At 70.6% G+C, this 13,326-nt stretch carries 11 protein-coding genes and 1 pseudogene; 2 read left to right on the forward strand and 10 right to left on the reverse strand.

Features of this window, described 5'->3' with window-relative positions; genetic code table 11:
• Positions 1 to 53: 53 nt before the first annotated feature.
• Positions 54 to 266 (reverse strand): DUF5302 domain-containing protein, encoded by a 213-nt coding sequence (locus ABD946_RS39975; RefSeq protein ID WP_345290628.1) that lies wholly within the window; start codon positions 264 to 266, stop codon positions 54 to 56.
• Positions 267 to 564: 298 nt separating this feature from the next.
• Between ABD946_RS39975 and ABD946_RS39980 the strand changes: the two genes are divergently transcribed.
• Positions 565 to 1,386: an integrase gene (locus ABD946_RS39980; RefSeq protein WP_345290629.1), complete on the forward strand. Its 822-nt coding sequence runs from the start codon at positions 565 to 567 to the stop codon at positions 1,384 to 1,386.
• A 79-nt stretch (positions 1,387 to 1,465) separates the two neighbouring features.
• Here the strand turns inward: ABD946_RS39980 and ABD946_RS39985 are convergent.
• Positions 1,466 to 2,188, reverse strand: a pseudogene (locus ABD946_RS39985) (pirin family protein); the annotation flags it as partial.
• 65 nt (positions 2,189 to 2,253) lie between these two features.
• On the opposite strand from ABD946_RS39985, the gene ABD946_RS39990 reads away from it, so the two are divergent.
• On the forward strand, positions 2,254 to 3,954 hold the full coding sequence (locus tag ABD946_RS39990; RefSeq protein WP_345290630.1) for a recombinase family protein: 1,701 nt from the start codon (positions 2,254 to 2,256) through the stop codon (positions 3,952 to 3,954).
• A gap of 69 nt (positions 3,955 to 4,023) precedes the next feature.
• Here ABD946_RS39990 and ABD946_RS39995 read toward each other — a convergent pair whose 3' ends face one another.
• The 8 genes from ABD946_RS39995 to ABD946_RS40030 form a co-directional block, all read right to left on the reverse strand.
• On the reverse strand, positions 4,024 to 4,698 hold the full coding sequence (locus tag ABD946_RS39995) for a recombination directionality factor (protein ID WP_380149507.1): 675 nt from the start codon (positions 4,696 to 4,698) through the stop codon (positions 4,024 to 4,026).
• Positions 4,695 to 6,149, reverse strand: coding sequence for a replication initiator (locus ABD946_RS40000; protein WP_345290632.1), 1,455 nt, complete (start codon positions 6,147 to 6,149; stop codon positions 4,695 to 4,697). Before ABD946_RS40000 ends, ABD946_RS39995 begins: the two co-directional genes overlap by 4 nt.
• 267 nt (positions 6,150 to 6,416) lie before the next feature.
• Complete coding sequence (locus ABD946_RS40005) at positions 6,417 to 7,826, reverse strand: cell division protein FtsK (RefSeq protein WP_345290633.1); 1,410 nt, start codon at positions 7,824 to 7,826, stop codon at positions 6,417 to 6,419.
• A 112-nt stretch (positions 7,827 to 7,938) separates the two neighbouring features.
• Positions 7,939 to 8,322 (reverse strand): SCO3933 family regulatory protein, encoded by a 384-nt coding sequence (locus ABD946_RS40010; protein ID WP_345290634.1) that lies wholly within the window; start codon positions 8,320 to 8,322, stop codon positions 7,939 to 7,941.
• Between the two features lie 2,045 nt (positions 8,323 to 10,367).
• A complete protein-coding gene (locus ABD946_RS40015; protein WP_345290635.1) occupies positions 10,368 to 10,820 on the reverse strand; it encodes a hypothetical protein in 453 nt (150 codons plus the stop codon).
• 232 nt (positions 10,821 to 11,052) lie between these two features.
• Positions 11,053 to 11,553 carry an ATP-binding protein gene (locus tag ABD946_RS40020; protein WP_345290636.1) on the reverse strand — a complete coding sequence of 167 codons (501 nt, stop codon included), beginning with the start codon at positions 11,551 to 11,553 and terminating at the stop codon, positions 11,053 to 11,055.
• Positions 11,554 to 11,628: 75 nt separating this feature from the next.
• A complete protein-coding gene (locus ABD946_RS40025) occupies positions 11,629 to 12,471 on the reverse strand; it encodes a hypothetical protein (protein WP_345290637.1) in 843 nt (280 codons plus the stop codon).
• Positions 12,455 to 13,309, reverse strand: a complete 855-nt coding sequence (locus ABD946_RS40030) for an aldo/keto reductase (RefSeq protein WP_345290638.1) — start codon at positions 13,307 to 13,309, stop codon at positions 12,455 to 12,457. The genes ABD946_RS40025 and ABD946_RS40030 overlap by 17 nt, the downstream gene beginning before the upstream one ends.
• Between the last annotated feature and the right edge of the window lie 17 nt (positions 13,310 to 13,326).

Raw genomic sequence — 13,326 nt, forward strand, 5'->3', positions numbered from 1 at the left:
CGAAGGGCGGCCCTCCCCTGGGGGAGGACCGCCCGGACGGCGCCGAGGGGCCGTCAGCCGCCGCTCTTGCGACGGAAGTTCCGCTTGCCGCCGGCCGCCGCGTGGGTGCCGTGGATCTTCGACTCCCCGCCCTGGCCGCCACCGTTGCCGCCCTTGGCGCCCTGCTTGCGGGCGAGCGCGGCGAGGAACTTCGCCTTCTGGTCGTCGGGCTCGGCGACGGGCTCCTCGCTCGCCGTCGGCTCGACGGGATCGGGGGTGGCGCTCATGTGTGACCTCCAGGAACCGGTACCGGTGTTACGGGGTCACCCTGTCACGCCCGGGGCCGTCCGGCTGGCCATTTCCCCGCCGGGCCCGGTGGCGGTTCAGTGCGGCCGGTCCCGGTACTCCGGGCCGCCGATCAGGTAGAGCAGGGCGAGCGTCGGGAAGCCGATCGCGGCGATCAGCAGGACGAAGAACTGCAGCACCATCACGTGAGGCTCCTGAAAAGGTGACAGAACAGGACATTCACGACGCTATCCCGTCGGCACCCTGTCCGCTCGCGCGCTCCGCCGCCACACTGTCGGGATGCAGGTAGAGCTCGCGGGCGAACCGCAGAAGCCGGGCCGGGAGAGCGAGGACTTCGCCGCCGCCAGCCCGGAGGCACTGGTACTGCTGGACGGGTCGAGCAGTCCGGAGGACTTCGAGTCCGGCTGCCGGCACGGCACCCCTTGGTACGTCCGGCGCCTCGGCGTCCACCTCCTGGCCAGACTCACCGACCGGGCCGACCGCTCGATCGCCGAGTGCCTGGCCGACGCCATCGTCGAGACGGCCGCGCTGCACGGCGGCCGCTGCGACCTGGCCCACCCCAACACCCCGGCCGCCATGGTGGTGGCGGCCCGGCTGCACGGCAGTTCGCTGGAGTACCTGGTGCTCGGCGACTCGATGCTGGTGCTGGACCTCAAGGACGGCCCGCCCCGGGTGATCGGGGACAACCAGCGCTTCCCCGCCGGTGAGCTGCTGCGGCGTCAGATCTGGTCCACCGTCCCCGGTTCGGCCGAACGGGCGGACCTCCACCTGCGCTACGCCCTCGCCGTCCGGGCGGCCCGCAACACCGGGCACGGCCCGTGGATCGCCGCCGCCTCCCCGCGCGCGGCCGGCCACGCCGAGACCGGCTTCGTCCGGCTGACCGCCCTGCGGGCCGTCGCCGCCCTCAGTGACGGGGCCTCCCGCTGGACGGAGCGCTTCGGCCTCGGCAGCTGGTCCGACGCCGTCCACCTGCTCGCCGAACAGGGCCCGGCCGAACTGATCGCCCAGGTCCGCGCCACCGAGCGGACCGACGCGCACTGCCGCCGCTGGCCCCGGGGCAAGGCCCACGACGACGCCTCCGCCCTCTACGCCCGGATCTGACGGAACGCCGACGGAACGCCGACGGAACGCCGGAGGCCGGACCCCCGCACGGGGACCCGGCCTCCGGCCCGACGGCGGGTCAGTCCGTCGGCTGCCCGAAGGCGCCCGACTGGAAGTCCCGCATGGCCTGCTCCAGCTCGCGGTGGCTGTTCATCACGAACGGCCCGTAGTGCGCGACCGGCTCCCGGATCGGCTGCCCGCCCAGGATGATCACGTCCAGGTTGGGGTGCCGGGAGTCCTGCTTGGCGTCGGCCGCGATGGTGAGGGTGTCGCCCTCGCCGAAGACCGCCGACTGGCCGGTGCGGATCGGCCGGCGCTCGGCGCCGATCGTCCCGTCGCCGTTGAGCACGTAGGCCAGCGCGTTGTAGTCCTGCCGCCAGGGCAGGGTGAGCTCCGCGCCGGGCGTGACGGTGGCGTGCAGCAGGGTGATCGGGGTGTGGGTGATGCCCGGGCCCTCGTGGCCGTCCAGCTGACCCGCGATCAGGCGGAGGACCGCGCCGCCGTCCGGCGTGGTGAGCAGCTTGACGTGGCCGCCGTGGATGTCCTGGTACCGGGGCTGGGTCATCTTGTCCGCGGCCGGCAGGTTCACCCAGAGCTGGATGCCGTGGAACAGGCCGCCGGTCAGCACCAGCGACTCCGGCGGGGTCTCGATGTGCAGGATGCCCGAGCCGGCCGTCATCCACTGGGTGTCGCCGCCGCCGAGGTGGCCGCCGCCGCCGTGCGAGTCCTTGTGGATGAACTCGCCGTCGATCAGGTAGGTGACGGTCTCGAAGCCGCGGTGCGGGTGCCACGGGGTGCCCTTGAGTTATGTCAGTTAAGGGACCAGTACCATTCAGACGTATGTCCGCACCATCAGTCATATCCGGCATGGATGTGCACGCCGCCGTCTACGGTCGTCAGTCCGACGCCCGGGAGAACGCGAGCGAGGCGTCCACCACGACCCAGCGTGAGAAGGGCTTCGAGGCGGCCCGCAAGCGTGACGCTGCGTCGATCACCTACTACGAGGATCTCGGCATCTCGGCGTTCACCGGCGTTGAGCGCCCGGACTTCGAGAAGCTCTTGCAGGACTGCCGTGCTGGCCGGATCAACCTGTTGATTGTCTACTACATCAGCCGGTTGTCCCGACTTGACCCACTTGATGCGATTCCGATCGTGGTGGAGCTGCTGAACCTCGGTGTGACCATCGTCAGCGTCACCGAGGGCGAGTTCCGCAAGGGCAACCTGGTGGACCTGATCCACATGTTCATGCGGCTCGACCAGTCCCACAACGAGAGCAAGAACAAGAGCGAGGCCGTCAGCGGTGCCAAGGCCACCGCCGCTGGACTCGGCGGGTACCTCGGTGGCAAAGCGCCGTACGGGTTCGAGCTGTGCGCGGAGACGCGGTTCACGGCGGACAACAAGCCGATCGTCATCCAGTTGCTGGTGCACACCAAGCAGGAGCCGGGCGTCATCAGGCGCTGGTGGACGACGATCAAGAAGCACATGCACGAGCCCTACGACCCCCGCCAGCGCCACCACCCGGGCTCGCTCGGCGGGATCGTGAACGGCATGAACAACGGGCCCAGCCCCGTCCCGACCCGTGGCGCGACCTACGGCAAGAAGACGAAGGACAGCGCGTGGGACACGAAGACGGTCGTGCGCATCCTCCGAGACCCTCGGATCGCGGGTTTCGCCGCCGTGCCCGTCTACAAGGTCAAGGAGGACGGCACGGTCACCGGCACAGTGGAGAGCTACCGCATCCTGCGTGACCCCGTGACGATGGAGCCCATCCGCCTCTACGAGCCGATCATCCCGCCGGAGGAGTGGTACGAGCTGCAACAGTGGCTCGACAGCCGGGGACGCGGGAAGGGCCTCTCACGCGGGGAAGCGCTCCTGTCCGCTATGAGCCGCCTGTTCTGCGAGTGCGGGTCGGTGAAGACCTCCCACGCCGACAGCGCCAAGGCGTTCAAACGCTCCTACCGGTGCCGCCGCCGCAAGATCCTGCCGGGACAGCACGCCGGGGAGTGCACGATCAGCCAGGCCGCGCTGGACGGGCACGTGGCGCGGAGCATCTTCGCCGTACTCCGCAAGGCCGAGCACGACCTAGACGCGCTGGCCGTCCTCGCGGAAGCCGCCCGCAGGTTCGGTGTCGCCCACGAGTCCCCGGAGCGTTCACGGGAACGGGCGACCCTGGTGGCGGACCGGGCCGACGCCGTACGTGCTCTGGAGGAGCTGTACGACGACCGCAAGGCGGGCGGCTTCAGGGGCGACATCGGCCGACGGAGGTTCGTCACCGAGGAAAGCGCGCTGCTGAGCCTGCTGGAGGCCGCAGAGGCACGCCTGACCGTCCTGGAGGAGTTCGCCACTCCCGTGGTCCCGATCGCGGAGTGGCTGCCCACGGACCCGGGGGCGGACCCCATCGGGGAGGGGTCGTGGTGGCACAGCGCCCCGCTGGCCGACCGTAGGGAGTTCGTGATGCTGTTCGTGGACCGGATCACGGTCTACAAGTCCAAGGTGCGCGGCGGACGCGAGCCGGTCGAGGGCCGCGTGACGATCCAGTTCGCCACCAAGCCGCAAGACGACCAGTAGCAGCAGGCCGCAACGGCAGCAGGCCCCGGACAGGATGTGTCCGGGGCCTGCGTCGTTGTTCGGGACTCGCTAGCCCCACGGTCCGATGACCGTCAGCGTGGTCTTTCGGAACGAGACCTCCACGCCGCCCAGGGCGACCGTCACCAGCTCGATGGCCAGTTCCGCCAGGGTCTCGCCGCCGATCTCGCCAAGGCGCTCCCGGATGCCGGGTGTGTCGTCCGCGAGAAGTTGGGACGGCGAGCTGAACACGAACTCCCCCAAGCCGTAGGCGTCCGCCAGGCGGAAGGTCACCGTGGTGTCCGGCTGTGGGGCCCGCAGGGACCGGGCCAGCTCGGCGCGCCCGGCAGGCGAGGCAGGGCAGCCGCACGGGGTCCCACGCCGCGAAGCAGGGGAGAGGAACAGCACGCCGTCGCAGTGGTGCTCCAGGCCCTTGGTCCCCCACAGTCGCAGTTCCGTGGCCACGGCGGGCGCGCCGGCCAGGACCACGCGCACCGACGCCGAGGAGGTGACCACCTCCGTTCCGTCACCGGTGGTCTGCGGTACGCCGCCGAGCAGGCCAGCCACGGCCGAGGTCATCTCGCCTGAGGTCCCGCACACCCGCCAGGTCGCCAGCGACTCCGGGCAGTTGCCGACACGGCGGCCAGAGTGGAACCGCCCCGCGACAGCCGCCGAGGAGGCCACAGACCCGACCGGACCGGCAGCGAGACCCGCACCCGTCAGGCAGGCAGCGACAGCACCGGTCATGTCAGGTCCCCTTCCCGCTTGAGCCGTTGGGTGGTCTGCCGGTTGTGGCGTTCGGTCTCGGCGAGGAGTTCCTCGCCGGGGCTGTAGCCGGAGGCGAGGTAGCGCCAGTGGGAGACGAGGAGGGTGGTGTCCGGGTCGAGGGCTTCCACGCCGTCGCGCATCCGGGCCTGTTCGCTCTGCCAGGTTCGGCGGGCTCCGCGCAGCGCGCCCAGGGTGGTGGAGTAGCGGCGGGACTTGGTGGAGAAGTGGCCCCGGAAGCCGAGCATGTGCGCCCAGCGGGTGAGTTTGAGGTGGGCGAACTCGGTCAGGGCTCCGAGCTGCCAGCAGGCGCGGATCATGTGCCGGGCGTGCTCGGCCAGGTCGAGATCGTTGATCCCTTCCGCCAGGCCGGTGGCGTCGCACGCGGCGCAGGGGCGGGTGGTGCCGTCGGGGGCGGTGCCGTGTCCGCGTCCCTTGCACGGGGTGCAGTACAGGGGCCGGTCGACGGTGCCGGTGCCTTCCGCGCCCTTGGTGGCGTACTTGGCGATGTACCCGGCAACGGCCGCGTCCGTGAGCGGGGCGGTGTCGTCGGTGTCGGGGCGGGTGATCTCGCGAATGTCGAGCTGCGGGCCCCAGGTCAGACGGCGCTCCCCGATGGCGTCGCTGACGACCGTGACGGAGACCCCCGCGGCTTCCTTCACCGCCTCGGTGAGGAGCTGGGCGCTTGCCCAGGCCGGAGGCTCGGCGGTGGAGCCTTCCGGGCCGTCGAGGCGGATGATCGCGTGGAAGTGGACCAGGCCGCGTTTCTGGTACTCCGCCACCTTCGCGAACGACACCCGGGCGTGGGCGGCGAGTTGCTTGACGCTCAGGCCGGCCGAGCGGGCGACCGCGCGGCGCAGGTAGGTGGTGAAGCGCGCCCACAGGGCACCGGCGTGGGCGTTGAACAGGACCGCGCCGTTGTAGTCGTAGGCGCTGGGGTCCAGGGCGGTGCCCAGGGCGGGGTGGCCCTCGGGGTGGTGGGCGCCGCAGCGGCAGGCGTACGGCTTGCCGGTGGCGGTGGTGGGCCGGTTGTGGACGCGGCCGAAGGACGGGGCGGTGAGGGTGACGAACAGGCGCGGGTGGGTGCGGACCTGTTCGGGGGTGCCCTTACCGCCGGACAGCCCCGCCCGGATGAGCTGGTAGGTGTCGGCGGCGTAGGTGCGCGAGCAGGCCGGGCATCGGGTGGCGCGCCGGTTGCCGCACGCGGTGAGGATGTGGCCCAGCGGTTCGGTGGCGGTGCTGTAGTGGCGCACCGGCAGGCCCGTCTGCGTGGAGAAGGCCGTCACGGTGCCTTGGAGCTGGATGGGGCGGGTGCATCCGGCCAGGCGCTCCACTCGGGACTGGATGCGGTCGAAGTCGTCCCGGGCGGCGAGGGTGAGCAGGTCCCGGACGGCCGGTGAGGTGATGTGGCGCAGGTCGGGGGTGTCGGTCATCGGGGGTCTGTCCTTCCGGGCAGCTCAGCACTGCGGTTTTCGGCATGGGGGTGCCGTCGCGCCGACCGGGCGAGGGTGTTCGCGCGGTCGGCGCGAGGCGGTGGGGTGAGAGGTTCGGGCACATCGGCCCGTGGTCGGGTGGACTCGTCAACTGGCGTAATTCGTCAGCGAGTTGGAACGCCACCCGTGGTACTGCTGTGGTGCGGTGGTGCAGTTCTCCGTGTCGTGATGGTGCGCTTGCGCAGACGGCACGGTGGTGCGGGTGTGCTAGTCGGTCTTGACGAGGGTCAGCGGGTGGGGGTCGAGAGCGGCCAGGAGGGTGGTGGGGTCTGCGGTGTGGCGGGCGGATGAGCGGGCGATGCGGGCGGTGTCGTCCGGGTTCACGTAGGGGATGCGGATGCGGGTGAACCCTTCGCGGCCCTGACTGGCCATGGTCGCCACGCCGACGAAGCCCGAGTCCTGCATGCCCACCGGGTTGGCGTCCGGCCAGTTGCGGATGTCCTCGCCCAGGGCTGCCACCGCGGCCTCGGTGGTCTTCTGCGCGAAGGACAGCGAGACGGGGCACACGTCGCGGATGAAGGTGGGGATGGCGTCGCCGGTGGCCTTCTGGGTGGCGACGATGACGACCATGCCGACGCTGCGGCCCTTCTTCACCAGGTCCTCGACCAGCCGGGCGTTGTCCGCCGAGAGCGCCGCGAACTTCTTCGTGGCGGGGTCGGAGCCCTTGTAGTCGCGGAAGTAGGTGTGCGCTTCATCGATCACCAGGACCACCAGCGGCCACGCCTTGGACGGGCCCTTGGCCCACATGTTCGGTGAGCCCAGCACGCGGCGGATGGAGGAGGAGCGGGCGCGGCGCAGTTCCACCAGGCGCGTGAACAGCTTGTTGGCGGCCTCCAGGTCGTCTCCGACGAACGCGAACAGGCGGTCCGTGACGTCCGCGTAGTCGCCCTCATGGGCGTGGGAGACCTTGCCGTCCGCGACCGCGATCTGAACGGCGTCGGAGGGGGCGAGCTGGCAGATCAGGCCGTTGATCAGGCTGGTCTTGCCGAAGCCGGGCAGGCCGGCCACGCACACCCCCGGCACGTTCGACATGCGCAGCGTCGAGGCGAGCGCGTATTCGTCGATGCCCAGATCCCACACCGACAGGTCCGCTGGGGGCTTGCCCGAGGGGGTCAGGTCGTAGGGGACGAGCAGCGGTTCGTCCCGCACGGCGCGGATGGTGAGGTGCCCGGGCTTGGCCGGGGTGACCGAGACGCGGGTGCAGCCCCAGGCGTCCGCCAGGTGCGAAGCGTGCTTCTGCACCTCCTCCAGGCCGACCTTCGGCACGGTCTTCATGGAGACGACCACGCCGTAGCGGTCGGGCTTGGTCCGCACCTCGGGGATCAGGATGCGCGGCTCCGGCCTGCCCCCGTTGCTCCCCGAGGTCGACAGGGTCTGGAGCAGGGTCGGAGTGCGGTCGGTGGCCACCAGGCCAAGCGTTCGGGCCAGGCGCGGCCAGCCACGCCGGATACGGGACGCCTGCCGTATCGAGCAGCGGGTGAGCGGGTCCGCCCGCAGGTAGCGCACCAGGGTCGAGATCAGCATGACCAGGACCACCAGGCCCGTCAGGGCCATGGCGTACACCATCGGCGCGGGCAACGGCGTATCGGCGTAGGGGATCGAAACGGTGTCGTTCATCGGGTCACATCCAAAGGCGATCGGAGGACAGAAGAGGAAGGCCGGACAGGGCCGGGGCCGGACCCGCAGACGGGAGAGTCCACGGGCCCAGCCCGGCAGGGGAGTTGAGCTCTCACGCCGCCTTGGACGCGGGCTTCGCCGGGGCAGCCGGGGCCGCAGCACCGGCGGTCACCGGGGTCAGGGAGGCGGCACGGTAGGCCACGCCCGACTGGACCTGACCGTTGAAGAGGTTCGCCCACGGGGAGGCCGTCAGGCCGACCGGGCGCACAACGGCACCGGCCGCCAGATCGGTGCAGCCGCTCTCCGGAACGGTGACCTTGACGATCTGCGCCGTCGCCTCGTAGGTCTCCAGAAGCTGGACCGTGAACAGGGTCTCGCCGCTCTCGCGGTCGGTGGCGACCTGACCAGTTGCCACGTCGGTCAGCTTCGGCATCGGCGGCACGGCGACCATGTGGGTCATGCCGGTCAGGTCGGGGCGGATGGTGATACGAGCCATGGTGAAACTCCAGGGTGTTGACGAGATGAGGAGCCGCAAGGACAGCGGCCCCATCAGGGGCGGCGAGACCATCGGTGGTCCCACCGGGTAATGCGGCGGAGGAAGGCCCACGGGCGGGGGTGCCCTGGCCGGCCGGGCGCTTTCTGTATTCATGTGCGACTCCTGTTTTCGGGCATGCCGAATAAGCTGTGCAACGGTCGTGTTTTCGCTAAAGCCGGGCGAGTGCGCCTGATCTCTTTCTAGACGCAGATCACGGCCGCACCAAGCGGAGTGCCGCTACCTTCCCGGATGGATTCCGCCAGGCGGGAAACCTGGTGCCTCCCGTCCCGCCTGCCGGGATCTGACACCCACAAAACCCCACGCCAGCAGGCTTGTCGAGCCCCTGTCCGACGCGATGCCGGAGGCGGTGAGAGACGTCGAGAGACGACGAGATCCACCGCAATGCGAGGAGAAGGCTGGTTGTGACGCAGCTCATGGCAGCCCATGACGACCCTCCTTTCTCGCGGCATCGGGTATCGCCCGGGCATGGATCGCTGCGGGCATGGACACAGTGCACCCGAAGGCGCGGTTAGGTACGGCCGAAGATTCGTGATAGCGACCCCGGCGGAGTCGGCACGAATACCTTCACCCGAGGTCTGCGGACATTTCAAATTACGGGCCAGAGTGGGAAGTTGTTTCCGGGAATGCGGGAGGCGACTTTCTCCCATTGCGGGTCGGGCGGATCGACTGTCACGGAATGTCCCGTTCTGCTCGATCGCGGGATGGGGGCGGGGTACGTCCTGCGGTCACACCGGGCCGATCCGGCATCTCGCACTGTGGTGCACAGCCTGTGGACAGTCGAGTACTTTCCGTGGCCGTCCGGTTCGCACCGGCAGGACCAGTTCCGCACGCAGGGTGGTCCTTGCGCGGGAGATACGGCCGGTGTTACGGCGGGTGCCCGAGCAATCCGTCCGCATCCGAACAGACCTCGCAGGGCAAGGGCGCTGAGTGCACTTGTGACGCGGGTCTCACCCGGGGCGGGCAAGGGCGCAGAGGACCAGAGGGCCGCCAGCCGTGGCGGATCTTCCGTGCGTGGCATGAACTCTCCTCATGTCGTGGGCCGTTCGCACCGGTGATCCCGCAGGCGCAGAGCAACTCTCAGCCATCCAGAGCCCGACGTATCGGGCCGAACCTGTGGTAGTGCAGAGCCCAGGTCCCGGGATCGCTACTAGAGGTGCCGAAACGGCCCACGGTGTGACACCCGCCAAAAGGAACTTCCGATCCGGTGCCGGGGAAACGTCAGCGGAGGCGTCGCGGACCGGCACGGGCCACCGCGGAATGACCGTCAACGGCCCAGGCATGACGACAGCGAGCCGACGCGCAGCAGGCGTAACGAGCAGCGGTCATGAGCCGCAGGAAGCGGGCCGGGAGCGAGGCGAACGAAGGCCGGGCGGGTGCTGGGCTTGGGCGGGATCATGACCGACGACGTCCCACCGGTGCAGCGACACGCAAGAGGACTCGCGGCAGAACGCGGAAGCGGCCTCGGAGCAGGGCTCAACGAGGCAGGCCCAAGAGGGCGTGTTCAAAGTTTCATTACTGGATCAAGAGCGGCCCGCCAAGGCGGGCCGCGCGCCGCCGCGTTCCCGCCCGCCGCTCCTGTCTCGCGCCCCGCTATGGGCGGACCCGCTGGCGGCGCAGAAACGAGAGTGGCGGTCGAGCAGGGCCCGCACCGAAGTTCGGGGCGCGACACAGGCCGCAGCGTGGTGCAGGCGCAAAGGCCGATGGCTGATCGCCGTACGTCCAGGCTCCCCGCTGCTCGATGATCCGGGGCGGACGGAACCCGTCAAGCCCGCAACGCTCACCACCGACGCCACGCACAGGCACACATCAGCGGGCTTGACCGAACCCGCCCGCCCCTACTCTCGGCAGCTATCGGGGAGCCCGGCCGGAGTGGCCCCCGTCTTCGCTCGCCCATCAGCACGACCCGTCGGCCGTGCAGCGCGAGAAGGGCTCGGCGCATCACGCACGCCGAGCCCCACATGTCAGTTCACGGATGAGCTGCTGTCCTACCCGTTGCCGAACGTCCCGCCAGGCGCGGTAGCCGACCGGGCACAGCGGGCGCACCTCACCCTCGACCAGATCACCACCGGGCCGCGGATCACGTCCTCCAGGCCGCCCTCCAGCGACAGCCTTCCGGCCAGCCGTCCGCACTCCGAGCAACGACGATCAGCGTCGCGCCGGGCGTAGCAGTCCAGGCAGTGGAGCACATGCGGCGCTTCCACGAGGATGGCGGCCGGCGCCGGGGCGTTCGTCAGGTGACGGCACGCCTTGAGAGCGTCCCGCTTCCTCGCCGCATCCATCGTGGCCACCGCTTCACGCTGCCACGCCGGGGCCAGGGCCGCAGGCATGGCGGTCTCCAGTCCTCTGCCCTGCCCAGCCAGGAACCCGGCCGCGTGAGCATCCGCAGCGCGAATCTGGTCCTCAAAGGCGGCCAGCCCGGGGTTGGCAGGCTCGTTCATCTCGCTCGTCTCGTTCTTCGGTATCGGCTGCTGGCTTCGGGAGGGCCCCGCCCCGGTCGTCCGTGGTCCACAAGTCACGTCACCGGGGCGGGGGTTGTGCTGCCCAGCGGTTGCAGGTGCCGCCAGGGGTCGATGGGGCCGTCCCGACCCTGGGGGGTTGGGCCAGGACGGCCTACGCGGGTGGGGGAGCCCGCGCCTCCGCCGTGTGGGAGCGGCGGAAGACCGCGAGCCGCTACGAGGCGGCCCGTATCTGCCCGGAGGGCTTCACCAGTGCGGGCCGTAGGCGGATGACTGGGGAAGCCGTAGGCGTCTGGGAAGGGGTCGGGCGGGCGAGCTCGGCCCAGACGAGTTTGCCGAACGGCATGGGCTGCACTCCCCATGCGATCGAGTTGGCCGCCACCAGGGCGATCCCTCTCCCGCCGGTCAGCGAATCGGAGGGCGGCAGGAGAACCGGCACGGCCCACGAGGAATCACGCACCCCGATCCGCAGTGCCCGGTGGTCCAGGTGCAGAGACAGGCCGATGGTGCGGCAGCCGGTGTGCACCACAGCGTTGGTGACCAGCTCGGAGGTGATCAGCAAGGCCGCCGCTTCGAGGTCGCCGACTTCCCACCGGGCCAGCGCGGTGGAGACGAGCGCCCGCGCCGTCCGGGGGGAGGCGAGCGAGCCGGGCAGCAGCCGCCACCGGCCCCGGACCGCCGGAGCAAGAGGCTCCGGGGCCGGTAGGGCAGTCATCGTCTTTCCTGGGTGGTCTGCAAGGTGCCCTCCAGTGGTATGGCCGAAGCCGTCCGTGCCGAGGGCAGGCAGCTCTCAGCCGCGGAGTTCGATGAGGTGACTGATGCGAGCCCGCAGCGGGCCCTCCAGCTCGGTGTGGTCGCCGCGTTCGATGCCTTGGAGCAGCTCGGTGGCGACCACGAGTTCGGCGAAGCGCCCGGCCGGGGTGTCGAGGATGTGGCCGAGGTGGTGCCGGATCTCGGCTGCGGTCTCGGGGACGAGCAGTGAGTAGGCGTGCAGGACGGCGGCGTCGTAGCCGGTCGGTGCCACACCCCAGCCCTCCCAGTCGAGCACGGTCAGGGTCGGCTGGGTGAGGTTCGCCCAGTGCAGGTCACCGTGGGCGGTGGACCACGCGGGGACGGTGGTGTCGAACCCGTCGCCGAGGTAGTGCGGCATCGCCCGATCGAGGTACTCCTGTCGCATGGCGACCCGATCGGTGGGCACGGCCGCCACAGCGGTAAGCGTGGTGCCCAGGGATTCCCACCAGGTGTCACCGACGGCCGGGGCCGAACGCAGCAACGGCCCGTCAGTGGTGATGGTCGGGTCGGTGATCCGGTCGTACAGCTCGGCGAGGTAGCCGTTACCGCCGTCGGTCCAGGTGTGCCATGCCTGAAGGTGCGGGCGGGGGACCGCAGGAGGCATGAAGCGTTCGGCCTCCTGCGGTCCGTCCCAGATCTTCCCGCCGGCCTTCTCCACCGGAGCGCACACCAGGCGCAGCCAGGCGTTGCCGCTCACGCTGGTGACCGGGCGGCCCAGGGTACGGCCGCGCCAGCCCCACGCCTCCCGCTCCCCGTCCAGTGCCACGGCGAGGGCCGAAGCGGCTGCTGTGTGGGCGTCGCGCATCCGCGTGGCGGTGTCGATCTCAGGTTCCGAGTACATCCGTGACCTTCCGGAGCAAGTCCTGCGACAGGGGCGCGCGGCCGACGGCATCGGCGGCGCGGCTCCAGTGTTGCGGGTTGCCGGTCGAGAGCAGGACACGCGAGATTCCGGGGGCTGAGGCGACCACGGACAGGGCCGCCTCAGCCGGGGTGCTGCCGGGGGCGATGAGCTCGGCGAGTTCGGGCCCGATCATGTCGGGGATCTCCCCGCCGTGCAGCGGGGCCGACGCGAACACCTCCAGGCCCGCGCTCGCCGCTTCCACCAGGACGCCCAGGCCGTCGAGGGCCAGCCCGACAGGAGCCAAGTGGACGACGGACACCGGAAGTTGGATCGAACGCAGGTGGTGGTTCAGGCCACCGGCACGGACGGCGAGGGCGACCAGGTCCGCCACATCGAACAGGCCGGTGCCGAAGCCCTGCCAGGTCGCCACCCCGTACGCCTTGATGACGCCCTGGTTGCAGGCTTCCTCCAGGGCGAGGAAGGCCGCGTAAAGGCGCTCGGTGACGGCATCGGGCGGGCAGTCGTGTTCGGGGTTGTGGACGAACACGATGTCCGGGGCCCTGCCGAGGCGACGCGCGCTGCGGGTGACCTGCCAGGCGATGTAGCCCGGGGTCAGGCAGTGCCCGCGTCGGGCGTCCTCCGGGGTCAGCATCCCGGCTCGTACCGCGATCCGCCCCGTGTCGGCGGGGACGAACCCGACCTTGGTGGAGACCTTCAGGTCCGGGTGGCGGACGAGCACCGGAGCGAGCGCGTTCTCGGCCTGGCCGTGCGCGTAGTTCGGGGCGGTGTCCACCCAGTCCGCTCCGAGGGAGGCCGCCATCATGGCGTCCCGCCGCACGTCCCGGCACCGATAGG

The organism is Kitasatospora albolonga, assembly GCF_039535905.1.
GTDB lineage: Bacteria > Actinomycetota > Actinomycetes > Streptomycetales > Streptomycetaceae > Kitasatospora > Kitasatospora albolonga.

Excerpts from the sequence above, each read along its gene's own strand:
- ABD946_RS39975 (WP_345290628.1), bottom strand. The coding sequence starts at position 266 with ATGAGCGCCACCCCCGATCCCGTCGAGCCGACGGCGAGCGAGGAGCCC.
- ABD946_RS39980 (WP_345290629.1), top strand. The coding sequence starts at position 565 with ATGCAGGTAGAGCTCGCGGGCGAACCGCAGAAGCCGGGCCGGGAGAGC.
- ABD946_RS39990 (WP_345290630.1), top strand. The coding sequence starts at position 2,254 with ATGGATGTGCACGCCGCCGTCTACGGTCGTCAGTCCGACGCCCGGGAG.
- ABD946_RS39995 (WP_380149507.1), bottom strand. The coding sequence starts at position 4,698 with ATGACCGGTGCTGTCGCTGCCTGCCTGACGGGTGCGGGTCTCGCTGCC.
- ABD946_RS40000 (WP_345290632.1), bottom strand. The coding sequence starts at position 6,149 with ATGACCGACACCCCCGACCTGCGCCACATCACCTCACCGGCCGTCCGG.
- ABD946_RS40005 (WP_345290633.1), bottom strand. The coding sequence starts at position 7,826 with ATGAACGACACCGTTTCGATCCCCTACGCCGATACGCCGTTGCCCGCG.
- ABD946_RS40010 (WP_345290634.1), bottom strand. The coding sequence starts at position 8,322 with ATGGCTCGTATCACCATCCGCCCCGACCTGACCGGCATGACCCACATG.
- ABD946_RS40015 (WP_345290635.1), bottom strand. The coding sequence starts at position 10,820 with ATGAACGAGCCTGCCAACCCCGGGCTGGCCGCCTTTGAGGACCAGATT.
- ABD946_RS40020 (WP_345290636.1), bottom strand. The coding sequence starts at position 11,553 with ATGACTGCCCTACCGGCCCCGGAGCCTCTTGCTCCGGCGGTCCGGGGC.
- ABD946_RS40025 (WP_345290637.1), bottom strand. The coding sequence starts at position 12,471 with ATGTACTCGGAACCTGAGATCGACACCGCCACGCGGATGCGCGACGCC.